Below are 23,361 nucleotides of genomic sequence, written 5' to 3'. Positions count from 1 at the left end.
CCTCGTTTGTGGGGGCGCCGCCGGAACCGGTCAGCGCGTGAAGACGGAGAGCCGCTGGGCCGTGCCGCGATCCAGTTGGCCCGTGGCCGCCAGACCCTGATCGCGCTGGTAGGCCGAGATCGCAAGGGTGAAGTCGCGGGACATGCCCCCGTCCTGCGGGCCCTTGTAATAGCCGAGCCGGCCGAGGATCCGCTGGGCCGACGCAACGGACACCGAAGGCTTGACGCCCACCTGCTCGACGGCGGCGCTGACCGGCCGGAAGTCTTCCGCGGCCTTGTCGGCGGCGGCGAGCTGAGCCGGGCTGAGCTTCTTCTCCAGGTCGATGGCGCTGGCGCGGGCCGCGGCGTCCCCGCCCTCGGCGGCGATGGCGAACCACTTGTAGGCCTCGGTCAGGTCGCGCGGCACGCCGCTGCCGGCCTGATAGAGAAGGCCGAGGTTGTACTGGCTGTCGCCGATGCCGGCTTCGGCGGCCTTGCGGAACCAGCGGGCGGCGGACGCCAGGTCCTGCGGACCGCCGGTCCCCTCGAAGTAGTAGAGGGCCAGGTTGTGCATGCCCCGCGGCTCGCCGTTCAGGGCCGCCTTGGTCGTCCACTTGCGCGCTTCGGCGAGGTTCTTCACCACCCCGCGCTGGCCGGTCTCGTAGAGCTTGCCCATGAAGAACTGGGCCGGCGCGTAGTCGGCGTCGGCCACCGCCTTCATCCGGGCCAGCCCGCCGGCCTCGCCGCGTTCCACGGCCCGCAGCGCCTCCAGGTACTGGCCGGACAGCGGCGCCGCGGGCGCGGCCTCGGCGACCGGAGCCTGCGCAGCGGGGGCGGCGGCGTCCGTGGCCGGGGCGGTCGGGCCGATCGGCTGCGGCGCGATGGCGACGGCGGCGCGCGGCGGGGCGCCGAACGGCGAGGTCTCGGCGGCCTCGCGCGGCGCCTGGGCGTTCATCAGCACCATGCCGGCCGCGCCCACGCTCAGGAAGGCGGCGCCGCCGGCGATCATGAAGGCGGTCTGCAGGGTGGAATTCGGACGCGGCCGCGAGGCTCTGGCCGGCATCGGCGGCTTCGGCTGGGCGCGCCAGTTGGCGCGGGCCTTCACCTGCAGGCGCGGCCGGCTGGCCTCCGCGGCGCGGGCGGCGGCGCGGGCCTGGTCGATGACCTCGCGGGTCGACAGCGGTCGCGCCGACTCCGGCGCAGGCTCCGCTTCGGCGGCCGGCGGCGGCTCCGGCTGGTCGAGGCCGAACAGGTCCTCTTCCGGCTCCGGGATCGGCGCGAAATCGGCGGCGTCGAACTGGCCGGCCGGCGCCGGGGCGGTCTCGACCGGTTCGTCGAGCTCGAGGTCGTCCAGGGCCTCGGCGCGGGAGAACAGCTCGGGCCCGAAGGCGGCCGTCGACTTGACGGGCGGGTCTTCGGCCGGTGCGGCCGCCGGCTCGGCCGGGCGCAGGATGTTCAGCTTCTGCTCGAGGCGCTCATTGGCCTCGTCGAACAGCTTGGCGGTGCGCTCCTCGCTCTGACGCAGGCGCTCGGCGATGTCGGCGCCGACGCGCTCATGGCGCTGCTCGATCCGCTCGGTGACGCGGGCCACCTGCTCGCCCACGTCGTCGATCGCCTGGGCGGCGCGGCGCTCGGACTGGAGCATCCGGTCGGTGAGCCGCTCGGTGATCTTGCCGATCTCGGTCGAGAGCTTGTCCAGGGCGTCGGCCTGGGCCCGCTCCGCCGCGCCCATGCGCTGCTCGACGGCGCCGGCGATGCGGGCCATCTCGCCGCCAACCTTGGCGATGGCGTCGGCGCTGCGGGTCTCGGAGGACTGGAGGCGGCGGTTGAAGGCCTCGGCGATGCCGATGACCTCCTTGCCCATCCGCTCGATGGCCTGGGCCGAGCGCTGCTCGGCGGCCTCCACCTGATGGGCGAGTTCGGCGAAGCGCTCGTCCACCCGACCGTTGGCGGTGGCCATCAGCTTCTCGGTGATCTCGGCGCGGGCCGCCTCGACCCGGGCGGTCAGGCTGGCGCCCAGGGCTTCCAGCTTGCGTTCGGCCTCGGCGGCGCCGGGAGCCTTCGACGGCGCCCAGACGGTTGTCGAGCGTGGCGAGCGAGCGGCGCAGGCTGTCCAGCGCATCGGCGGTGCGGCCCTCGGCGTCGGCCAGTCGCTGGCCAAGGCGGCGGACCACCTCGTCGATCAGCGGCGCGGGATCGGTTCCGGCGGCGGCGGCTTCGGCGCGCGCCAGGCGGGCGTCGATGGCCGCCAGTTCCTCACGGGTGCGGGCCTCGCCGGAATAGACGTGGTCGGCGACGCGGGTCACCGACTGCTCGAGCACGCGCAGGGCCTCGGCCGAGCGCGGGCCGGCGGCCTCGGTCTCCAGCCGGCGCAGACGGTCGGCGATCCGCGCCTGCTCGGCGCCCACATGGTCCACGGCGCCGTCGAAGCGCTGGGCCACGGCCATATGCTCGCGCTCGCCGGCCTCGATGCGCGCGACGGCGGCGCGGACGGAATGCTCGACGCCGGAGATCGCCAGGCTGGTCCGGGTCTCGGAGGACTCGATCCGGTCGGTCAGTCGGTCCAGCGCATAGGCGATGCGGGCGAGGTCGTCGGCCCGGCTGTCGGCGCGCGGCGCGAACGTCGGGATCGGCGCGCTGGCCACCAGGCGCGGCCGCTGCGGCTCGATCGGCGGCGGCGCCGCGCGCTGCGGGCGGTCGATGAACTGGTCCTCGGAGGTCACGTCCTCCGGTACATCATCTTCAAGGATGACGCGATTCAACCACTCGCCGAGGGTCATGCCCGAACGCCGGGCGAGGTCCTTCGCGACCTCGCGGGCCTTCGGGTCAATCCCCTTGACGCTCCAGGGCGCGCCCGCGGTCATAGAATCGTTCTCCAGGTACTGCGGGGAGCGTACGCACCGATTCCTGGGGGTGTAAACGCGACCTTAACGCTACATATAGCGTCCGGAGGCTCTATCCTGTGGATGTTCGCCTACAACTCCAGAGGGCAGACTTCGGACCTTCCCGCCACCCTGCGATATGCGGTCGCACATGAGCCTGACACTGACGCTTTCCCTCGCCGCGGTCTTCCTGGCGCTCGCCCTCTTCGCGGGCTGGCGCGGCGCGCGGCCGCCTGACCTGATGAAGGGGCCGAGGCTGATCCCGTGGCGGCCGATCATGGTCGCCGGAGCGCTGGGCGTGATCGTCATGCTGGTCCACGCCGTGAACCTGCTGGGCGTCACGACGGGACGCTGACGTCCGAGGCAAGGGCGGGCTCCGGCGGGTTCGCCGGTGCCTCCTTCTTCGGCCGCTTGGCGAGATTGGCGATGCCGCCCGAGGAGAGCAGGCCGACGCCGGCCAGCACCAGCGGAATGATCCAGCGGTGCTGGGCCGCCACGTACCGTGGCTGCCAGAGCGGATCGTACTTGTCCTTGTACTTCCGCACGCCCTGGAAGTTGTAGATCTCCTCCCCGCGCTCGAAGAGCAGGCGGCCGACCCGCGACATGATCGGGGCGAGCGGCCGGTCGTCGAGCCCGGCGAGCGGCGCCATGCCGAAGTCGAAGGCGTCGTAGCCTTCCGACCGCCCCCACTCGATCAGCTCGACGAAGAGATAGTCCATGACATTGCGCGGCGCGGCCTCGCCGTAGCGCATGAGATCCATGGAGAACGAGCTCTTCCGGGCCGTCGTCCACAGGGTGGCGAAGGCCACGGGCTGGCCGTGCAGGAAGACGACGCCGACCGGGAACTCGGCCACATAGGCTTCCGCGAAACCGCCCATGGAGAAGCTCTTCTCCCCGCCGGCGTGCCTGGACAGCCACTCGTCGGAAATCGCCCGCAGCGCCGGCAGCAGGTCGCGGACCTCGTCGCCGCGCAGCACCTTGAAGGTGCAGCCGTCCTCCCCGGCCTTGCGCCAGGCCCGGCGCAGGTTGCCGCGCTTGCGGCCCTCGACCGAGAAGGTCTCCAGCGGCACCAGGGCGTATTCGCCGACCTTCTGGATCGAGAAGCCGAGCTCGACGATCTCGGGCAGGTCCTCCGCGGTGAGGCCGTAGAAGCCCGGGCGGGCGGCGTGAGAATCGGCGAGCTCCCGGAAGCGCCAGACCAACTCCGAGCGCTCGTCCTGCCGGCCGACCGGCCCGCCGAGCGCGATCCAGCTGCGGCTCCTCACCCCGAACATCAAGAAGCTCGCGCCGCTGGCCGAGAACAGGAAGCGCTTGTCGCCCAGGAGGGCCAGGTTCGAACCGGGCTCGGCGACCTCGGCCGACGCGAGGATCTCCCGGACCCGGTGGAACTCCGGGTCGGCCTCACCCACCACCGGCGGCTTGGCGGCCGAGGCGATCAGCCGCCAGAACCCGAAGGCGAGGAGCGCGATCGCCGCCCCAGCCCAGGCCCGCACCGAGCGGGCGGCGTCGGCGTCGGCCATCACCCGCCACCAGGGCATCTCGCCATAGTCGGCGTTTTCGAAGGACCAGAGGCCGAGCAGGCCCGCGCCGGCCACGGCCGCCAGCGCCGAGACCAGCCACCCCGGCGTGATCTCCATGCGGCTCAGCCGGGCGGTGCGGGGAAAGGCGCCGCGGAACGGCGCCAGCAGCGCCGCCAGCAGGACTAGCAACACCGTCTCCTCCCAGTTGAGGCCCTTCAGCAGCGACAGCGACGCCGCCACCAGGAGCAGGAGCATGGTCGTGGCCCAGGCCGCGTCGAGCCGGGCGCGCAGGCCGAAGGCCACGAGGACGAGGGCCAGACCGAGGACGCTGTCGAGGAAGTGACTGAGCTCGATCAGGAAGACCGGAGTGATCTCCAGCAGTTTCACGAAGCGGAACGGCTCGGACGGCATCGCGCCCGAGGCCAGCAGCATCGCGCCGGCGGCCATTGTGAGCAGGGCCGCGGTCCACGGAGCGACGGCGAAGGCGGCGGGCTTCAGGTCCCGGAGGATTCGCATCGAGGCCTTATAGCATCGCGCCCGCGCCGCGCGCGGGGCGCGACGATCTTCAAACAACTGTTCGGTTCCGCTTGCCCGGAGAGCCGTCGGCGCTAAGGTGGCGGCTCGTTCCGAGACGTGTTTCTAGAGCAAGGGGAGACGGCCATGGCCGACTTCGGCGGCGCCGAGCTGGACGCCTTCCGCACCGAGGTGCGCGAGTGGCTGGAGGCCAACTATCCGGCCGAGCTGAAGGACCCCGGCGCGAAGACGGACCCCGAGGCCGTCTGGGGCGGCCGGCGGTTCGAGGGCGAGAGCGCCGACCCGCAGATCGTCTGGCAGCGCCGGATGGCCGACAAGGGCTGGACCGCGCCGACCTGGCCCAAGGAATACGGCGGCGGCGGCCTCTCGCCGGCCGAGGCCCGGGTGCTGGACCAGGAGATGGCCCGCGGGCGTTATCGCCCGGCCCTGCTCTCCTTCGGCATCTGGATGCTGGGGCCCGTGCTCCTCGAATACGCCAACGAGGAGCAGAAGCAGGAGCATCTGCCGAAGATCGTCCACGGCGACATCCGCTGGTGCCAGGGCTACTCCGAGCCGGGCGCGGGCTCCGACCTCGCGAGCCTCGCCACCAAGTGCGAGGACAAGGGCGACCACTGGCTGATCAACGGCTCGAAGATCTGGACGTCCTACGCCGACAAGGCGGACTGGTGCTTCTGCCTGGTGCGCACGGACCAGACGAAGAAGCACGAGGGCATCTCCTTCGTGCTGATCGACATGCGGACGCCGGGCGTGGAGACGCGGCCGATCCCGCTGATCTCCGGCGAGAGCCCGTTCTGCGAGACCTTCTTCACCGACGTGAAGATCCCCAAGGGCAACCTGGTCGGGCGCCTGAACGGCGGGTGGGAGATCGCCAAACGCCTGCTCCAGTACGAACGGCAGAACATCTCGGCCGGCTTCGGCGAGGGCGGTTCGGCGGGCGGCGCGGCCGGCGACCTCGCCCAGATCGCCAAGCAGTATGACGCCCTCGCCTACGACGGCGGCGAGCTGCGCTCGAAGATCACCCGCAACAAGATGGACTTCCAGGCGCTGCGGCTGACCATCGCCCGGTCGGCGGCGGAGAGCCGGGCCGGCAACGGGCCCAGCGCCGCGACGTCGATCATCAAGTACGCCGCGGCCGAGCTCGCCAAGGAGCGGTCCGAGCTGATGATCGAGGCGCTGGGCAACCAGGGCCTCGGCTGGACCGGCGAAGGCTTCGCGACCCCGGAGCTCACCGCGGTGCGGGGCTGGCTCCGCACCAAGGCCAACTCCATCGAGGGCGGCACCAGCGAGGTGAACCTGAACGTGGTCTCCAAGCGGGTGCTCGGCCTGCCCGATCCGAAATAGAGGCGGACGGGGCGGCCGATTCCGGACTTTCGAAAGGGCGTGGTACGATCAGGTATTAGAAGAACTATAATATTGAATTCATAGGGAGATTTGGTGATGGCGGATTTCGGCGGCGCCGATCTCGACGCCTTCCGCGCGGAAGCGCGCGCCTGGCTCGACGAGAACTTCCCCAAGGCCCTCGGGGCCGACACCGACGCGCAATCCGCGGCGGTCCAGAGCCCGGCCAAGCCCACGGGCGACCAGGCGGTCTGGAAACAGCGCATGGCCGACAAGGGCTGGGGCGCGCCGACCTGGCCGAAACAGTACGGCGGCGGCGGCCTCACCGCCGCCGAGGCCCGCGTCCTCGCCGACGAGATGAACCGCATCGGCGCGGTGAACCCGATCGGCGGCATGGGCATCGGCATGTTCGGCCCGACCCTGCTGGAATACGGCAACGAGGAGCAGAAGCAGCGCCACATCCCGCCCATCGTCCGCGGCGAGATCCGCTGGTGCCAGGGCTTCTCGGAGCCGGGCGCGGGCTCGGACCTGGCCTCGCTGCAGACCAAGGCCGAGGACAGGGGCGACCACTACCTCGTGAACGGCCAGAAGATCTGGACGTCCGGCGCCCAGTACGCGGACTGGTGCTTCTGTCTGGTGCGCACCGACAACACCAAGAAGCACGAAGGGATCAGCTTCCTCCTCATCGACATGAAGAGCCCGGGCGTCGAGGTCCGGCCGATCAAGCTGATCGCCGGCAACAGCCCGTTCTGCGAGACCTTCTTCACCGACGTGAAGGTGCCGAAAGAGAACCTGATGGGGCCGCTGAACGGCGGCTGGACCATCGGCAAGCGGCTCCTGCAGTTCGAGCGCAACGGCATGGGCAACCGGCAGAATGGCCCGGCCCCGGCGGCGGTGCATGAGATCGCCAAGGACTATGTGGGCGTCGACGGGACCGGCCGGCTGGCCGACCGCGACCTGCGCTCCCGGGTGATCCAGCACGAGATGGACAACCGGCTCGTGCAGCTCACCGCACGCCGGATCGCCGTGGAGGCCAAGGGCAACCAGGGCCCGAGCGCCGCCACCTCGATCATGAAGAACGCCTCGATGAAGGCCGGCCAGGACCGCCAGGAGCTGCTGGTGGAGATCTTCGGCTCGCAGGGCCTCGGCTGGGAGGGCGAGGGCTTCAAGCCGGACGAGCTGACGGCCATGCGCTCGATGCTCTCGGCCAAGGCCTTCACGATCTTCGGCGGCTCCACCGAGATCCAGAACAACATCATCTCCAAGCGGATCCTGGGGCTGCCGGAGCTGACCCAGAGCCGCTGAGCCGAACCTTTTTCGAACGACCTATTTTTCGGGAGACGTATTTCAGATGGCGGATTTCGGAGGCCAGGACCTCGAGGGCTTCCGGGCGGAAGCCCGGAGCTGGATCGAGGCCAATTTCCCGGCGGGCCTGAAGGGCCAGCCGAACCCGATGATGCGCGAGGAGCGCACCAAGCCCTCGGCCGACCAGGAAGCCTGGCGCAAGGCCATGGGCGAGAAGGGCTGGGGCGTCCCCACCTGGCCGAAGCAGTATGGCGGCGGCGGACTCTCGGGCGCCGAGGCGCGCGTGATCCAGCAGGAGCTGAACCGCGCCGGGGCCTACAACCCGATCGGCGGCATGGGCGTGATGATGTTCGGCCCGACCCTGCTGGAATACGGCAACGAGGCCCAGAAGCAGCAGCACATCCCGTCCATCGTGAAGGGCGAGATCCAGTGGTGCCAGGGCTTCTCCGAGCCGGGCGCCGGCTCTGATCTGGCCTCCCTGCAGACCCGCTGCGAGGACAAGGGCGACCATTACCTCGTTAACGGCCAGAAAATCTGGACGAGCGGCGCGCAATACGCCGACTGGTGCTTCTGCCTGGTGCGGACCGACACCTCGAAGAAGCACGAAGGCATCTCCTTCGTGCTGTTCGACATGAAGACGCCGGGCGTGGAAGTGCGGCCGATCAAGCTGATCAGCGGCAACAGCCCGTTCTGCGAGACCTTCCTCACCGACGTGCGCGTGGAGAAGGATCAGCTCGTCGGGCCGCTGAACGGCGGCTGGACGATCGCCAAGCGTCTGCTGCAGCACGAACGGTCGGGGCTGTCGGGCGCCGGCGGCGGCGGTCGGATGGGGATGGGCCGCGGGCCGGTGCAGCTCGCCAAGGAGTATGTCGGCCTCGACGAGACCGGCCGGATCGCCGACCGCGATCTCCGTACCCGGATCATCCAGAACGAGATGGAGGGCCGCGCCTTCCAGCAGACGGCCATCCGCGCCATGCTGGAGAGCAAGGGCAATTCGGGCCCGAGCGCCGCGACCTCGATCATGAAGAACGCCGGCACCCGGGTGATGCAGGAACGCGCCGAGCTGGCGCTGGAGATCATGGGCTACCAGGGCCTGGGCTGGGAGGGCGACGCCTTCTCGGCCGACGAGCTGACGGCCGTCCGCGGCTGGCTCGGCGGCAAGGCCGTGACGATCTACGGCGGCTCCCAGGAGGTGCAGAACAACATCATCTCCAAGCGCATCCTCGGCCTGCCCGACCTGACGCAGGCGAGCTGACCGGACCCTGATGACGACCGCCCTTCCCTTCCTTCACGTCACCGCGGGTTCTCTACCCGCGAGGGACGGTTCCGCCCCTCCGCTCATCCCGGCGAAAGCCGGGATCCAGGCGGGCTCCCGGCGGAGCGACGGCGGGGACGGGCCCATTTCAACTCAGCTTGGATCCCGGCTTTCGCCGGGACGAGCGGAATAGGATTTCGAGGAAAGACACCAATGGCCGTTCTGAACGAAGAACAGAGCATGCTGAAGGACGCGGCGAAGAGCTGGGTCCAGGAGAAGAGCCCGGTCACCGCGTTCCGCAAGATGCGCGACAGCGGGGTGGAGCTCGGCTACGACGCCGCCGCCTGGAACGAGATGGCGGAGATGGGCTGGGCTGGGGTGATCATCCCGGAGGAGTACGGCGGCTCGAACTTCGGCTACCTGTCGCTGGGCCTGATCCTGGAGGAGCTCGGCCGCACGCTCACCGCCTCGCCGCTGCTGGCCTCGGGCCTGGCGGCCTCGTCGGCCCTGATCCTCGGCGGGTCGGACGCCCAGAAGTCGGAATGGCTCCCGAAGCTGGCCGAAGGCTCGGCGGTCGGCACGCTCGCCGTCGACGAGGGCCCGCACCACAACCCCGAGAAGGTCGAAGCCACCGTCTCGGGCGGCAAGCTGACCGGCAAGAAGACCTTCGTGCTGGAAGGCATGGCGGCCAATGTCTTCGTGGTCTCGGCCAAGGAAGGCGGCGAGATCGGCCTCTACCTCGTGAAGGCCGACGGCCCCGGCGTCACCCGCCAGCGCCTGTCGCTGGCCGACAGCCGCGGCGCGGCCAACGTCACGTTCGAGGGCGCCCCGGCCGAGAAGCTTGAGGGCGGCTCGGCCCTGCTCGAGAAGGTGCTGGACCGCGCCCGCGCCGGCCTCAGCGCCGAGATGCTCGGCGCCGCCACCCAGGCCTTCGAGACCACCCTCGACTACCTGAAGACCCGCGTGCAGTTCGGCCAGGTGATCGGCTCCTTCCAGGCGCTGCAGCACCGCGCGGCCAAGATGTTCACCGACCTGGAGCTGGCGCGCTCGGCGGTCGAGGCTGCGCTGGCGGCCATCGACAACGACACGCCCGACGTGCCGGAGCTGGTCAGCCTGGCCAAGGCCAAGATGGGCGACACCTTCCACCTGGTGTCGAACGAGATGGTCCAGATGCACGGCGGCATCGGCATGACCGACGCCCACGACGCCGGCTTCTACCTGAAGCGCGCCCGGGCGGCGGAAGCGGCCTTCGGCAACCAGAGCTACCACCGGGACCGCTACGCGAAGATCCACGGGTACTGAGGAATATGAGCTTCGGCCCGCGCGGAGTGCGGGCCGGGGGTCTGGGGATGAGAGCCCCTCCGCCAGGGATGGCGGAGGGGCTTTCCTTTGGGGTCAGGCAGGCGCCACGCGGAGACATTGGCGTCCCGCCTGAAAGCTGACGTCGTCCAGCGCGTTTCAGCGCCAGGCTGGTCGATGTCCGGAGGTCGCCAGCCCAGCAGCCAGGCTGACGTCGCGAATGGCTTGCCGAGCCCGGCGGTTGCACGTCGCATCCGGGGCGGGGAGGATGACCGCATGCCGGAATTCATCGAAACGGTGCTGCGGGGCGGGGCGGTTACGACGTTCCTGCTCCTGGCCGTCATCCTCCTGCGCGACGGTCGCGGCCGGACCCAGGCGCGACTTGGGGCTCTGTTCTGCGCCAGCACGGGATGGTGGGCGCTGAACACCGAGCCATTCGTTTCCTGGAGTCTCGTGTGGGCGTCGCCGATCTGGGTGATCTCGCACGGCAAATACGCGGCCTTCTGGCTGTTCTCCCGCGCGCTGTTCGACGACGGCTTTCGGATGCGGCCTCTGGAGTGGGCGGTGTGGGGCGGCACGGTCGTGTGGGGCGCGATCTGGCACCTCGGCGACAGGTTCGCCCTCGATACGGACTGGATGGGCCTTCCGCGGCAGGCGGCGCACCTCATGCTCGCCGCGGCCGCCGCCTGGAGCGCCTGGCAGGGCCGCGGCGGCGACCTCGTCGAACCCCGGCGACGCGCGCGGATCGCCTATGTGGTGCTGAGCAGCGTGCTCATCATGGGGGTCACGGCCTCCTACATCGCGCCTGGGACGCCGCCGGCGTTCGCAGCCGACCTGAACGTCATCCGGCTGTTCGTCATGGCGATCGGCATGGCGCTCCTCGTCTCGGGCCTCCGCTCGGACGGCCTCTTCGACGCGCCGCGGGTCGCCATCCGGCCCGTGACCGGAACGGACAGTGACGGTCTGGTCTATGTGGAGCCCGGCGAGGCGCGGACCCTGAGCCGTCTCCAGCGACTGATGGAGGAGGAGCGCGTGTATCGCCTCGAAGGCCTCAGCATCGGCGCTCTGGCGGCGCGCGTCGGGACGCCGGAGTACGCCCTTCGCCGGCTGATCAACGGGCGGCTCGGCTACCGGAACTTCAATGCCTACCTCAACGGCTACCGTCTGGCGGAGGCGAAGGCGGCGCTGACCGACCCCGCTCAAAGGACAGTGCCGATCTCGACGATCGCGATGGACGCGGGCTTCGGGTCCCTCGGTCCTTTCAACCGGGCCTTCAAAGCGGCCGAGGGCGTCACGCCCAGCGAGTACCGCGAGGGTCGCGGGCGCCTCCGGGGCGAGCCTGGCCCCCTCACCGATTTCAGGATCCGCTTAGCCGTTTTCGAAACGCGGCGCGCCAGGCGGCGCGCACCCCGGCTGGGTGGCGAGGAGCCACAGCCAGGGAATTCATCGTGCGTCAGCGTAGAACCAACCGCCGTTCCGACCTCCGAACCGGAGCCGCCATTGTCGCCTTCGCCTTCCTCTGGGCCGGCGCGGCCCACGCCCAGCGCGCCGACGAGAATGCGGTCCGGTCGGCGCAGGACGCCTTCGGCACCAGCATCGGCAACGAACGCATCGGGCTCTACAACGACGGCGACGCGCGCGGCTTCAGCCCGACCGCGGCCGGCAACATCCGCCTCGAAGGCATCTACATCGACAACCCGATCGGCTTCAGCGGCCGCCTCGTCTCCGGGTCCAGCCTGCGGGTGGGCATCACCGCGCAGGGCTATCCGTTCCCCGCCCCGACCGGCATCGCGGACTACACCCTGCGGCGTGTAGGGGAGACGGGCGTGGTGAGCGTCAGCGCCCAGGCGGGGCCGTTCTCAACGCGCGCTGTCACCATCGATACGCAACAGCCCTTGTCCGAAGGTCGCCTCGGCTTCGCCGGCGGCGTCACCTACCGCGCCGACGAGCAGATCGCCAACAATCCCGACGTCTACTATGGCGCCGGGGGCGTGCTGCACTGGAGCCCTTCGGACCGGCTTCTGGTCCAGCCCTTCGCCGGCGTGTTCGACTACCCGAGCCTGCGCTCCACGCCGCTGGTGTTCACCGACGGCCGTTCGGGCCGCCGGGCGCCGCCGGCCCGCAACCTCGCCCCCGACTGGGTCCACAGCAGCGCGTTCCGGCCGCTCTACGGCGCGCTGCTCACCAGGCGCGCGACGGACGCCTGGAACGTGCGGGCCGGCATCTTTCGCGTCGAGAACGACAACCCTCGCCAGCGAACTCTGCTGCTCCGCAACCTGGAGCCCGACGGTGCGGCAGACCGGTTCCTGTCCGCAGCGGAGAACCAGACCTTCGCATCCAACTCCGGCGAGGTGCGGGCGACCTGGACGGGCGACGAGGGACCGCGGAGCCACGCGGTTCACCTGTCGGCGCGGGCCCGGGCCGCCGAGCGCGCCTACGGCGGCAGCGTCGTGCAGGCGCTCGGAAGGGGCAGCCTCTACGAAGACGCCGCCCACCTGCCCGAGCCGGCCATCGCCTTCGGCCCCCAGAGCCGGGACGAGGTGCGCCAGACCACTCTCGGCCTCGCCTATAACGGGGCGTGGGCCGGCCGCGGCGAGCTCCGGCTGGGCGTTCAGAGGGCGGACTACCGGAAGACGACGGCGTCGCCGGGACGGCCGCAGGTGGTCTCCAGCGACAGCCCCTGGCTCTACGACGGGGCCCTGGCGCTTCAGCTCAGCGGCCGGCTCTCGGCCTACGCGGGCTACACCGTCGGCCTGGAGGAAAGTCCGGTGGCGCCCGAGAACGCGGTCAACCGCAACGAGGCCCCGCCCGCCCTGCGCACGACCCAGAAGGACGCCGGCCTGCGCTGGAAGGCTCCGCTCGGCATGACACTGGTGGCGGGCGTGTTCGACGTGCAGAAGCCGTACTTCAACCTCGACCCGTCGCAGGTCTATCGCGAGCTCGGCGAGGTCCGACACCGGGGCGTGGAGCTTTCACTCGCGGGAAGCCCCGCGAAGGGCCTGACGCTCATTGCCGGGGCCGTCCTGCTGGACGCGGAAGTCACCGGTGAACTGGTCGACCTCAAGCAGATCGGTCCCCGGCCGGTCGGCAGACCCGAACGGCAGCTGCGCCTGAACGCCGACTGGCAGCCGGCGGCCGTCCCGAACCTCTCGCTCGACCTGGCCCTGCTCGGCGTCGGCGACCGGGCGGCCGGGGCCGCGCCGCAGGCGACGCTGGGCGGGCGGCAATTCACGGTCGGCGGCCGGACCACCCTGGATCTCGGGGCGCGCTGGCGGTTCGGGGTGGGAGACGGCCGGGCGGTGGCTCGCCTGCTCGTCCAGAACGTCACCGACGACCGTGGGTGGGAGGTCGCCGGCAGCGGCGCGTTCGTGCTGCCGAGCCCGCGCCGGGTGTCGCTCGCGGTGACGGCTGACTTCTGAGCTGTGGGGTGCTGCGCTCGCGGTGCGCGCAACCTGCGTCTGGCCAAACTTCGGGCCGGCACGCCTGTCGCCGCTCTGGGAAGTCAGGGCGTGCGTCACGACACAGTCGCCTCCGCACGGCTTGCGGCTTAGGGCGGGCGGCGGACGACCTATACGGACGCGATGCCCTGGGAGGTCCGCCGGATCGAGGGCCGGCTGGGGCGGATGACGCCGAAGACCTACCGGATAGACGCCCTCCGGCAGGAGCCGTAGGCGCGCGGGTCGACCAGGGGGGCGGCCCGTGGGGGCCGCGGTCAGCGCCGGACGGGCCTGCGCCCGGCGCGCCCCGAGGCCGCTGACTATTTCTCGGCGACCTTCTCCGGCGCGGGCGCGGGCGCGCGGCTGCGGCGGCCGTTGCCCATCATGGCCAGGATCGGCTCGAACTCCTTCTTGTCGATCCCGCCGTCCTTGTTGGCGTCGGCGAGCGCGAAGCGCGGCCGGATGGCGTCGCCGATGCCGCCCTTGAGCTCAGCGACCTGGACCTTGCCGTCGAGGTTGGCGTCCATCATGCCGATCAGGCGGCCCTTGAGCATCTGCTCGTCGTAGTCGGTCTGCTTGGCGGCCGTCTCGTCGACCCAGCGGTAGCGGAGCTGGGTGAAGAACATCTCCTCGAAGGACTGGTCGCCCCAGACCACTTCCTGGCTGGGGTCCGGGTTGGCCGGGTTCCGTTTGGAGTTGTCGTAGATGTAGGTGGCGATCAGCTTCGAGCCGGCCGGCACCTTGATAGGCTCGGCGAACTCGTACATCCGCTGCCAGTTGAAGTCGTACTTCGGCACGTTCAGGAGCATCTTCTCCGTCCCGTCCGGATAGCGGATCTTCAGGTTGGAGTAGGTGCCGCGATAGTGGGCGTGCACCACCGCCGAGTAGAGCAGCGCCTCGTGCGGGAATTCCAGATAGCTGGTTTCCTCGTGGGCCTCGGCGTTGGCCGGGATCTTGATGAACGACTGCACGATGGTGTTCTCGCGCATCACCAGATCAGGCATCTCGCCGGGCTTGTAGAAGTAGAGCCCGATCTGCTGGGTCGAGTTCACTTCCTTGCCGAACGGCGTGTAGTGCATCTGGTAGCCGATCGAGCCGCCGGCCGGGATGTAGCTGCCGATGCCCGGCGGCTGGACAATGCTCTCCATGCCGACGGTGTAGCCGCCGACGCTGCCGCCCCAGTTGGCCATGCCGCCCAGCTTGTCCTGGCCCGGCGGGATGTAGCCCGACAGGATGTGGTGGACGCCCTGGCGCTGCTGCACCCGCGCGGTGGAGGCCTTGAGCCAGCGGCCTTCCTTCAGCGGATTGTCCATCACCGGATACTGGTAGTCGACGATGCCCTGGGCCGGGATCACGAAGGACGGGATCTCGATGACCATGTCGGGCTTGCCCAGCGGCCAGTCGGGGGCGACGTGCTTCACCTGGGCCAGCCGGTCGGCGCCCTCGCCGCGCGGCGCGCCGGCCTCGATCCAGCGGACCAGGGTCTTGATCTCGGCCGGCGTCAGGCTCTTGTCGTTCTTGAAGTGGCCGACCTTCGGGTCGACGTCCCACGGCGGCATCCGGTCGGTGCGGATGGTCTCGCGGATCATCGGCGAGAAGCCCTTCACCTTCTCGTAGCTGTCGAAGGCAAAGGGGGCGATGCCGCCCTGCTGGTGGCAGGCGACGCACTTGTCTTCGAGGATCGGCACGATCTCCTTGGCGTAGGAGATTTTCGCGAAGCGGGCCTGGGCGGCCGGCGAGCGGTCGGGGAAGCTGATCGCCGCCCCGGTCGCCGGAACCTGCGCGATCGCCACGGGCCTGCCGGCGATCACCGCGTCCAGGGCCTTGGCCGCCACGTCACCCTTGCCGGGCGCGGTCAGGGCGCCGTGATAGACCGTCTTCCACGACTTCGGATCGATCACGAAGACTTCGGAGACGCGCGTCGCGCCCAGCTGGTCGCCGACCAGCAGGTTTTCGTCCATCATCACCGGCACCGCGCCGAGCCCCAGCGCGTTCGTCTCGGCCAACACTGCCTCGCGGCTGTCCTTCGCCGTCGAGTTCAGCATCAGGACCTTCACGCCCTGCGGCTCGTATTTCGCCGCGAGCGCGGCCAGCGCCGGCGCGTTCTTGCGCACCTCGGGGCTGCCCAGCGCGTGCATCACGATGACCACGGCCTTGGCGTCCTGGTAGCGGTAGAGGTCCTCGGAGCGTCCCGCCGCCGTCACCAGCCGGAAGTTGTCGACCGTGCCGGCGGCCGTCATCGCCGGGTTCGCGGCCGGCGCCTTGGCCGCCGCGGCGGCCAGTCCAATCGAAGCGGCGAGCATGAGCCCGACGGCAGCGGTTCCACGGCGCATGGTTCTTGTTCCTCCCGGGGGTGTTGCAGCACCTTAGTCTTCTTATCACCGACAACACAAATAGATGACGCTATCGTCAACTTCGAATGTCGGCCCTGTTCGGGCGACCGCCGCGGCTAGTACCAGGTCCCCTTCTTGAGGCAGGCGCTGTAGCGGGTGCTGGCGGTCATGGTGCAGCGGTCGGCGCCGAGACCGCAGAGCGCGGTGGCCTCGTGCCACATCTGCTTGCAGTAGGCCTCGGTGGTCGCGGCGGCCGGCGTGGCGGCCGGCCGCGAGGCCGGCGGCGGCGAGCCCGGGCCGAGCAGCGCCCGCATCTCCGGCGAGGCGGCGTAGTCGGCGGGACGCTTGCCGGCGCCGTCGGTGGCCGTGCGGCTGGCGCCCCGGGCGATCAGCAGGCGGGCGATGTCGACCCGGTTCCGCTCGGCGGCCACGTGCAGGAGCGTGCCGCCGTCGGTGTCCTTCGAATTGACGCCCACGCAGTCGTCAAGCAGCGCCGCCAGCTCGTCCGGCTGGTTGTACCAGACGGCGTCGCGGGCCTGCAGGCGCGGGCGGGTGGCCGCGGTGCGCCCGTCGTTGGCGGGGTTGGCGTTGGCGGCGGCGCAGGCCCCATTTCCGCCGCGCCCCGGCGCGGTGGTCGGCGTCCTCGGCGGCGGCGCGGGCGCGGCGGCAAGGCCCGGGGGCCTGCCCGCCGCCGCCCAGGTAGGGCGCGAAGGGGTCGACCGGCGCGGCCATCTTCGCCCGGATCGCGGCGCGGATCGCCGAATAGCCTTCGGCCACGTCGTAGGCGGTGCGGCCCCGGGTCGTCTTCAGATCCGTCCTGGCGCCGCGGGCCAGCAGGTAGCGGACCATCCGCTCGTTGCCGTCCTCGGCCGCCACGTGGAGGGCGGTCCAACCCTCCTCGTTCTGCATGTCGATGTCCTGGCCGGCGTCGAGCATCCGCACGACCTCGGCGTCCTGCCCCATCTTCACCGCGTATCGCCAGTTGTCCCAGGAGGTCGGCGATCGCGGTGAACGGAAGCAAGAGGGCCGCCACGAGGGCGGCGCGGGCCAGTCTGGTACGCACAACATTTCTCCCCAAAATGGGTAGACGATAGCCAGGGTCGCAGCCGGATGCGAGCCAAATGCTCCGCATACGTAAGATGTGATCGCTCGCGGCCGCAGGTCCGCGTCTGCCGCGTCTACCCGGCGACGACCGCCGCCAGGACCAGGGCGAGGCCGAGCGTCGCGGCGTTCCAGCTGAAGGTCCGGATCCAGGGCAGGCCGGCGGCGTAGAGCGGCAGGAACAGCACGCGCCCGGCGAGATAGAGGCCGGCGCCCCAGACGCCGAGGGCCGAGCCGGTCCGGTCCAGCACCTCCAGCAGCAGGACGGCGGCCGCGAAGATCGGGAAGGTCTCCAGAAAGTTGCGCTGGGCGCGGTCCAGCCGGGCGGCGACGCCCGCCGGGCGCAGGTCGGCGTCGCGGGCCGACGGTATAGGCGTTGCCCACCTGCGCCTTGAAGCTGAAGGCGGCGGCGGTCAGGTGGACGAGCCCCAGGAGCATCGCCCCGAACAGCATCCACGCCTCGAAGGACATCAGGCGGCCGCCTCCGCCATGGCGGCGCGGGCCGGGCGTCCGGCCAGCCGCAGGACCACCACCGCGGCGATGGCCGAGAGCAGGCTGCCACCCAGGACGCCCAGCTTAACCTCCGTCTGCAGGTCGGCGGCGTCGCCGGGGAAGGCCAGGGCGCCGATGAACAGGCTCATGGTGAAGCCGATCCCGCACAGCAGGCTGACGCCGTAGAGCTGGAGCCAGGTCGCGCCTTCCGGCCGCGCGCCGATCCGCAGCTTCGTGACCAGCCACACCGCGACCATCACGCCCACCTGCTTGCCGAGGAAGAGGCCAAGCGCGATGGCCACGACGAGGGGGGCGAGCGCCTGGGCGAGCGTCAGCCCAGCCATCGAGACGCCGGCCTTGGCGAAGGCGAAGATCGGCAGCACCAGGAAGGCGTTCCACGGATGGAGGTCGTGCATCGCCTCCTGCAAGGGGCTCTGGCCATCCTCGCGGCGCGGCTTCAGCGGCACGATCGTGGCGAAGGCGACCGCCATCAGCGACGTGGAGAGTCCGGCCTGCACGGTGAGCCACCAGGCCGTGGCGAAGCCCAGGGCCCAGACCGGCGTCGGCACGCGCATGCGCTGGGCGACCCCGCCCAGGACCACGAGCAGCAGGACCGCGGCGCCGGCCAGCGACCAGTCCGTGCCGCCGCTGTAGAGGAGGCCGATCAGGACGATGGCGCCCAGGTCGTCGACGATGGCCAGGGTGAGCAGGAAGATGCGCAGCGATGACGGCAGGCCACGCCCGACCAGCGCCAGGACGCCGAGGGCAAAGGCGATGTCGGTGGCCGTCGGGATCGGCCAGCCGGCCGCCGGCGCGCCGGCCGTGGCGGCGAGCGTCAGATAGACCGCGACGGGCCCCAGCATGCCGCCGATGGCGGCGATCACCGGCGTCGCCAGCTTCCGCGGATCGCTGAGCTCGCCGCGCAGGATCTCGTGCTTGATCTCCAGGCCGACGACCAGGAAGAAGACCGACATCAGGCCTTCCTTCACCCAGTCCGCGGCGGTCATCGACAGCACCAGCGGCCCGAGATGCAGCGCCTGCTCGCTCTTCAGGAAGCCGAAGTACTGCCCGGCCAAAGGCGAATTCGCGGCGATCAGCGCCGCCAGGGCGGCCACGGCGAGGAAGCTGGCCGACGCCGCCTCGGTGCGGAGGAATTTGAAGGTCAGTCTGCGCGCCACGGCGGCCTCCCTGCTTGGGTGAGCGGTCGTGGCGTCCGGTTATCGACGAACGCCTGACTGGGTTCGCCCGCAAGAGCGCCAGCCCGGTCGCCGACGGCGACCCGATATCTGCCCGACAGATAGCGCGCCGGTTGGGCGAGGCCAAGGAAATCCGGCGCGCCGCGACCGCTTCCGCGCTGTCAGCGGGGTGGAAGTCCGGCGCATGAGCGGCCAGTATCCGCCCAGGGACCGCGCGCAGCGACGGCCGGAAAATGGGGAGACAGCATGCTCAGTCACGTGATGGTCGGGTCGAACGACCTGGAGCGCTCGAAGCGCTTCTACAATTCGGTGCTGGGCGTGCTGGGGGCCGGCGAGCCGATCAGCAACACCACCGACGCCGGCGTCACGCGGCTGTTCTATCGCCACGCCGGCTCGACCTTCTGCGTCTCCGAGCCGATCGACGGCGAGGCCGCCACCCACGCCAACGGCGGCACCATCGGCTTCAAGTGCGACAGCGCCGAGCAGGTGAAGGCCTTCCACGACGCGGCGGTCGCCCAGGGCGGCCAGTCCATCGAGGACCCGCCCGGCCTGCGCAACGGCGCCATGGGCCCCATGCACCTGGCCTATGTCCGCGATCCGGACGGCAACAAGCTCTGCGCCATCTACCGCCCGGGGTGAGGACCGGCGCGCTCTACACGAGCAGCATGATCGCGTTGCCGAAGTTGTGCAGCGCGACGGGGATCAGGACGCTGCGGGTGCGGAGCGCCAGCCACGCCGCGATCAGCGACGGGCCGGCGGTCAGCGCGAATATCAGCGGATCGAAGCTGAAGCCGGCCTTGCCGTAGCCGAAGGCATGCGCCAGGCCGAAGAGGCCGCACGACAGGATCGCGCCCCAGCCCCAGTCCACGCCCCGGATGCGCTTGCGGCCGGTGAAGGCGCGCATCAGGGCGAGCAGGAGGACGCCGCGGTAGAAGGGCTCCTCCTCCAGGCCGGGCATGGTCAGCTGGAAGGCGACGGTCTCGGCCGAGGCCGGCTCGTTGGGGAAGGCGAGCGCCAGGGCGAGGAAGACGGCGACGTAGAGACCCGCCACCACCAGGACCGGGGCGAAGCCGCTCATCTCCCTGGCGGAGCGTGAGCCCGGAGGCCCGCCAGCCGAAGGCCGGCAGGGACGCGACGGCGAGTGTGGCGGCGAGCGCCAGGACCTTGCCCTGCCAGTTCCAGTCGCCATCCGGCCACACGAGCGGGATCAGGCCGTAGAGGTTGGTGAGCAGGGCGTCGTTGAGCAGCACCAGGCCGGCGGCGACCGCCAGCCAGCCGAACGAGACCTGCCCGCGCTGGAGAAGGGCGACCGCGCCACCTGCGATGAGCAGGATCGCCAGGACCCCGAGAATTCCGATGACGCCGTTCAAGAGCTGGCCTCCGCCGTTGTGAGGCGGCGAGACCTAGGGCGTCCGGCGGCCCAGGCTCTTCTCAGAACCCGGCGAAGCGTTGCTCAGAAGACGGCGTCCGCCGTGCGCGGGGCGGCGGCCTGCCCCGCCAGGGCGGCGGCGCGGTAGGCGCTGGGGGTGCGGCCGTCGATCTCGCGGAAGGCGCGGTTGAACGACGGCAGGGACGCGAAGCCCGCGTCGAAGGCGACCGCGATCAACTTGTCGTCGCGGCGGGCGGGATCGGCGAGCAGCCGCCTGGCCTCGGCCACCCGGTGGGTGTTCAGGAAGGTGCGGAAATGGTCGTGGCCGAGCTCACGGTTGATCAGCCGACGGACGGCCTTCTCGGGCGCGCCCATGGCGCGCACGAAGTCGGCGAAGGTGAGGTCCGGGTCGAGATGCAGGCGCTCGCCCTCGATGAGCGTCCGGAGGCGGGCCAGCGCCGGGTCGGCGGCCGCAGCGACCGTGGCCGGCGCATCGGCCGCGGCCGTCCGCGGCGTCAGGCTGAGCAGCCAGATCGTGAAGGCGAGCAGGCCGGCGTTCTGGGCGATGGAGAAGGCCTGCGGCTGCCAGTCCATGCCGAGGACAAGGTCGATCAGGAGGTCGGCGAGGAGCTGGCCGCCGAGCACGAGCACCACCGCATGGCGGACCCGGCGGCGGGCGTCGACCAGGTCGCCCTCGCGGTCGCGGAGCAGGCGCCAGGCGAGGTGGGCGCACATGCCGAGCCCCAGGGCCACCAGCGCCCAGGAGAGCCCGGCCTCTTCCAGCGCCGGCCCGAACAGGCCGCGGTCGGCGCTGGCGATGACGATCCAGGCGGCCCCCGCCGCCAGCACCGCGCCGCGCGGCCGGAAGCTCGCGTCGAACACCGCCAGGCAGAACCACCAGAGGAAGGCCGCGGCGTAGCCGGCCAGGATCACCGCGACCGAGCCGAGCGGCCCGCCGAGCTGGAGACCCGGGTTCGGCGTGTTCCCCGCCAGGAACCCGCAGAGGCAGACGGCCAGCGGGATGAACCAGCCCCGCGCGCCGGCCATGCGGCCGCGCGCCGTCGCGGCGGCGACCAGCAGGAGCGTCGCGCCGGCCACGCGGACGATGACGTCGAGCAGGTCGAGGGGCATAGCGGGAGCGTAGCGGCGGACCGCGGGGCGTCACAATGGGCGAAGCGCGTCCGCCCTCAGCCTAACCCTCTCCCGCCCCAGCCGCCGCCCAGGACCTATCGGCCCGGGCCGATCCGGCGCGGGCGGCCGGCGATCAGACCGGATCGAGGGTGGCGGATGCGTCGAGCTTGCGTTCCGTGGCGGACCAGAGCTCCACGGTGGGGTCCTGGCCGGGGCTCAGCACGAGGGCCCGGCGGAGCGCCTCGTCGCCGTTGGCGGCTTCGATCCAGGCGGCCCAGGTCAGCGCGCCGGAGGCATCCTGGAGATAGGCTCGAAAAGTTTTCATCGCCCGATGTAGGGCGTCCGGGCCGTCGGCGCCACCTCGCATGGCCCGATCGGGGGCTAGCCGCCCGTCTCGTCGACGACGATCACCACGGTCTTTCCGCGGGACAGCGGCTCCCAGCCGGCGGCGACGGCCGAGCCGATGGCCCTGGCCACGAGCTTGGTGTCGATCTGCTGGGGCTTGAGCTGGGGCGCGTTGAACCGGGGCGGCTGGGTGGCCGGCGGGAACTCCAGGACAGCCTCGCGCTGGCCTTCCTGGTGGCGGACGCCGATCGCCATGCCGCGCCGCTCCTGGGATCGTGCGACCACTGGGGCCGACGCTGCAGCCGCCAGACATAGGGCTCGCCGCCCACCTGGATGTCGAACTCTTCGCTCGCCTTGCTCTTCGCCATTCCCGGCTTTTAGTCGAAGCCGACGAAGGTTGTCGCCTCCTCGACCGTCTTGCGCTCGGAGACCACCGCGTTGGCCGGGAAGGTCTCGTCGGGCCAGCCCAGCGCGATGCTCTTCATGATCACCTGGTCGTCGGCGATGCCGGCGTGCTCGCGCACCACCGGCGACTGCATGATGCCCTGGCTGTTGATCACCGCGCCCAGGCCGCGCGACCAGGCGGCGTTGACCAGCGCCGTCGCCACCGCGCCGCAGTCGAAGGCGGTGTCGTCGCTGCCGGCCAGCACCTTGTCGTAGGTGATGATCACGCAGACGGGGGCGTCGAACTGGCGGAAGCCGCGCAGCACCCAATCCTGGCGCATGGCGGTGTCCTCGCGGGCGATGCCCATGGCGGCGAAGAGCTGCTTGGCGACGCCGATCTGCCGCTCTCGGTGGACGCCGGCGAAGGCCTCGCCGGTGCGGAACTCGCGGCTGTGGGGCACGCCGGCGAGGTTGCGCTCGGTGTTGCCGGCGCGGATGCGGTCCAGCGGCTCGCCGGAGATGACGTAGAAATTCCATGGCTGGGTGTTCATCGACGACGGCGCCCGCATGGCCAGGCCGATGATCTCCTCGATCAGCTCGCGGGGGACCGGATCGGGCTTGTAGCCGCGGATGCTGCGGCGGCCGAGGATGACGTCGTCGAACTTCATGGATGGGTCCATTGGTGGTGCGTGGCGGCGTGAGCCTACACGGGTCCGGAGCTGACGCAGCGTCCGGGCGATGGGGCGCCTGGCGGCCGGGCGCGGTTCAGCCCTTCGCGGCGCGGACCCTGTCCGCGGCGGCGAAGTGGGCGAGCTGGTCGGCATGGGCCTTGCGGAAGGCCGGCCGGGCGACCGCGCATTCGACGTAGGCCTTGGCGGCCGGGTAGTCGGCCAGGCCGCCGAAGCGGTCCACCAGCCGCAGCACGTCGGCCATCAGGATGTCGGCGACGGTGAACGGCCCGACCAGCCATTCGCGGGCGGCGAGGATCGGCTCCATGTGCGCCAGCCGGTGCTGCTTCAGGAAGCCCTCGAAGAACGGCCACATCTCCCCCTGCCCGGCCTGGCCCGAGAACTGGAAGAAGGACCAGGGCTGGCTCGCCGCCTCGACGGAGGCGAGCGCCGCGAACAGCCACTCCGTGGTCTCGGCCCGGCCCTTCGGATCGGCCGGCATCAGCGCCGGGCTCTTCTCGCCCAGGTGCAGGAGGATCGCGCCGCTCTCGAAGATCGAGAGGTCGCCGTCGGTGAGCCACGGGACCTGGCCGAACGGCTGGTGGGCGAAGTGGTCGGGCCCGCGGCCCTCGAACGGCACGCCTTCGACCCGGTAGGCCAGCCCCGCCTCCTCCAGCGCCCAGCGGATCCGCAGGTCGCGCACGAAGCCGCGCGGCGGCTCGGGCGCCCAGTCGAAGGTGGTAAGGACCAGGTCGGCCATGGCGCGGCTCCTTCTGCGGCGCAGGACTATGGCC

At 70.9% G+C, this 23,361-nt stretch carries 20 protein-coding genes; 7 read left to right on the top strand and 13 right to left on the bottom strand.

Features of this window, described 5'->3' with window-relative positions:
- Positions 1 to 30: 30 nt before the first annotated feature.
- A complete protein-coding gene (locus LRS04_RS10745; protein WP_257816358.1) occupies positions 31 to 1,938 on the bottom strand; it encodes a peptidoglycan-binding protein in 1,908 nt (635 codons plus the stop codon).
- Here LRS04_RS10745 and LRS04_RS10740 point away from each other — a divergent pair.
- Positions 1,931 to 3,097, top strand: coding sequence for a hypothetical protein (locus LRS04_RS10740; protein ID WP_257819265.1), 1,167 nt, complete (start codon positions 1,931 to 1,933; stop codon positions 3,095 to 3,097). The two genes, LRS04_RS10745 and LRS04_RS10740, sit on opposite strands and share 8 nt — an antisense overlap.
- 101 nt (positions 3,098 to 3,198) lie before the next feature.
- Here LRS04_RS10740 and LRS04_RS10730 read toward each other — a convergent pair whose 3' ends face one another.
- Entirely contained in the window at positions 3,199 to 4,896 is a 1,698-nt protein-coding gene (locus tag LRS04_RS10730) for a bifunctional lysylphosphatidylglycerol flippase/synthetase MprF (protein WP_257816356.1), read from the bottom strand.
- 144 nt (positions 4,897 to 5,040) lie between these two features.
- Here LRS04_RS10730 and LRS04_RS10725 point away from each other — a divergent pair, with 144 nt between their 5' ends.
- The 5 genes from LRS04_RS10725 to LRS04_RS10705 all read left to right on the top strand — a co-directional run bounded on the left by LRS04_RS10725 (position 5,041) and on the right by LRS04_RS10705 (position 11,926).
- Positions 5,041 to 6,255, top strand: coding sequence for an acyl-CoA dehydrogenase family protein (locus LRS04_RS10725; RefSeq protein WP_257816355.1), 1,215 nt, complete (start codon positions 5,041 to 5,043; stop codon positions 6,253 to 6,255).
- Positions 6,256 to 6,351: 96 nt separating this feature from the next.
- Positions 6,352 to 7,557: an acyl-CoA dehydrogenase family protein gene (locus LRS04_RS10720; protein WP_257816354.1), complete on the top strand. Its 1,206-nt coding sequence runs from the start codon at positions 6,352 to 6,354 to the stop codon at positions 7,555 to 7,557.
- Positions 7,558 to 7,603: 46 nt separating this feature from the next.
- Positions 7,604 to 8,812, top strand: a complete 1,209-nt coding sequence (locus LRS04_RS10715) for an acyl-CoA dehydrogenase family protein (RefSeq protein ID WP_257816353.1) — start codon at positions 7,604 to 7,606, stop codon at positions 8,810 to 8,812.
- Between the two features lie 213 nt (positions 8,813 to 9,025).
- Entirely contained in the window at positions 9,026 to 10,114 is a 1,089-nt protein-coding gene (locus LRS04_RS10710) for an acyl-CoA dehydrogenase family protein (protein WP_257816352.1), read from the top strand.
- 117 nt (positions 10,115 to 10,231) lie between these two features.
- Positions 10,232 to 11,926 carry an AraC family transcriptional regulator gene (locus LRS04_RS10705; protein ID WP_257816351.1) on the top strand — a complete coding sequence of 565 codons (1,695 nt, stop codon included), beginning with the start codon at positions 10,232 to 10,234 and terminating at the stop codon, positions 11,924 to 11,926.
- 1,942 nt (positions 11,927 to 13,868) lie between these two features.
- On the opposite strand, the gene LRS04_RS10695 is transcribed toward LRS04_RS10705, so the two are convergent.
- The 5 genes from LRS04_RS10695 to nhaA form a co-directional block, all read right to left on the bottom strand.
- Positions 13,869 to 15,881, bottom strand: coding sequence for a redoxin domain-containing protein (locus tag LRS04_RS10695; protein WP_257816350.1), 2,013 nt, complete (start codon positions 15,879 to 15,881; stop codon positions 13,869 to 13,871).
- A 116-nt stretch (positions 15,882 to 15,997) separates the two neighbouring features.
- Positions 15,998 to 16,357 (bottom strand): ankyrin repeat domain-containing protein, encoded by a 360-nt coding sequence (locus LRS04_RS10690; protein ID WP_257816349.1) that lies wholly within the window; start codon positions 16,355 to 16,357, stop codon positions 15,998 to 16,000.
- 7 nt (positions 16,358 to 16,364) lie between these two features.
- Entirely contained in the window at positions 16,365 to 16,844 is a 480-nt protein-coding gene (locus LRS04_RS10685) for an ankyrin repeat domain-containing protein (RefSeq protein ID WP_257819075.1), read from the bottom strand.
- Between the two features lie 215 nt (positions 16,845 to 17,059).
- Positions 17,060 to 17,302 (bottom strand): MAPEG family protein, encoded by a 243-nt coding sequence (locus LRS04_RS10680; protein ID WP_257819074.1) that lies wholly within the window; start codon positions 17,300 to 17,302, stop codon positions 17,060 to 17,062.
- A gap of 150 nt (positions 17,303 to 17,452) precedes the next feature.
- Positions 17,453 to 18,652, bottom strand: coding sequence for a Na+/H+ antiporter NhaA (gene nhaA / locus LRS04_RS10675; protein WP_257816348.1), 1,200 nt, complete (start codon positions 18,650 to 18,652; stop codon positions 17,453 to 17,455).
- Positions 18,653 to 18,916: 264 nt separating this feature from the next.
- On the opposite strand from nhaA, the gene LRS04_RS10670 reads away from it, so the two are divergent.
- Positions 18,917 to 19,309: a VOC family protein gene (locus LRS04_RS10670; protein ID WP_257816347.1), complete on the top strand. Its 393-nt coding sequence runs from the start codon at positions 18,917 to 18,919 to the stop codon at positions 19,307 to 19,309.
- Between the two features lie 13 nt (positions 19,310 to 19,322).
- Here LRS04_RS10670 and LRS04_RS10665 read toward each other — a convergent pair whose 3' ends face one another.
- The 6 genes from LRS04_RS10665 to LRS04_RS10640 form a co-directional block, all read right to left on the bottom strand.
- Entirely contained in the window at positions 19,323 to 19,748 is a 426-nt protein-coding gene (locus tag LRS04_RS10665) for a CPBP family intramembrane glutamic endopeptidase (protein WP_257816346.1), read from the bottom strand.
- Between the two features lie 375 nt (positions 19,749 to 20,123).
- Positions 20,124 to 21,170, bottom strand: a complete 1,047-nt coding sequence (locus tag LRS04_RS10660) for a helix-turn-helix domain-containing protein (protein WP_257816345.1) — start codon at positions 21,168 to 21,170, stop codon at positions 20,124 to 20,126.
- Positions 21,171 to 21,303: 133 nt separating this feature from the next.
- Positions 21,304 to 21,495 (bottom strand): hypothetical protein, encoded by a 192-nt coding sequence (locus LRS04_RS10655; RefSeq protein ID WP_257816344.1) that lies wholly within the window; start codon positions 21,493 to 21,495, stop codon positions 21,304 to 21,306.
- 56 nt (positions 21,496 to 21,551) lie between these two features.
- Positions 21,552 to 21,770: a hypothetical protein gene (locus LRS04_RS10650; protein WP_257816343.1), complete on the bottom strand. Its 219-nt coding sequence runs from the start codon at positions 21,768 to 21,770 to the stop codon at positions 21,552 to 21,554.
- 122 nt (positions 21,771 to 21,892) lie between these two features.
- A complete protein-coding gene (locus tag LRS04_RS10645) occupies positions 21,893 to 22,567 on the bottom strand; it encodes a nitroreductase (RefSeq protein WP_257816342.1) in 675 nt (224 codons plus the stop codon).
- 97 nt (positions 22,568 to 22,664) lie between these two features.
- A complete protein-coding gene (locus LRS04_RS10640; RefSeq protein WP_257816341.1) occupies positions 22,665 to 23,327 on the bottom strand; it encodes a glutathione S-transferase family protein in 663 nt (220 codons plus the stop codon).
- Positions 23,328 to 23,361 lie beyond the last annotated feature (34 nt).

The organism is Phenylobacterium sp. J367, from assembly GCF_024699985.1.
Classification (GTDB): Bacteria; Pseudomonadota; Alphaproteobacteria; order Caulobacterales; family Caulobacteraceae; genus Phenylobacterium.
This window is presented reverse-complemented; position numbering and strand designations above follow the sequence as displayed.